Raw genomic sequence first — 424 nt, 5'->3', positions numbered from 1 at the left:
GGTGGCCAGATGGTCCAGCTTGAACAGGTTGGCCAGCCGGCTCTCGTCCTGCTCGCCCTGCTCCAGCCCGTCGATCAGGGTGATCTGCCGCTCGACCAGCGTCTGGCTGCGCCGCGACAGGTTGACGAACATCGCGTTGACGTTGCTCCGGAGTCGTGACTCCTCGCCGGCCAGGCGCACCGCCTCGCGGTGAACCTCGTCGAACGCCCGCGCCACCTCACCGATCTCGTCGTCGGAGACGACGCCGATCGGCGGCACGTGCATCGACTCTACGCCGGCCTCGCTCTCGCGCAGCTGCTTCACCAGGTCGGGCAGGGTCTGGTCGGCGACCTTGAGCGCGTCTCCGCGCAGCCGCCTGAGCGGCCGGACCAGCGAGCGGGCCATCACGGTCGTGACCGCGAGGACGAGGAGCAGCAGGGCGATG

Annotated in this window: 1 protein-coding gene; it reads right to left on the bottom strand. The window is 69.8% G+C overall.

The annotated features are described in order from the left end of the window. On the bottom strand, positions 1-424 hold a 424-nt coding region (locus tag AB0C16_RS40705), incomplete at both ends, for a HAMP domain-containing protein (protein ID WP_357691556.1).

Origin of the sequence: Nonomuraea sp. NPDC048916 (assembly GCF_040649575.1) — a bacterium.
GTDB lineage: Bacteria > Actinomycetota > Actinomycetes > Streptosporangiales > Streptosporangiaceae > Nonomuraea.
This window is presented reverse-complemented; position numbering and strand designations above follow the sequence as displayed.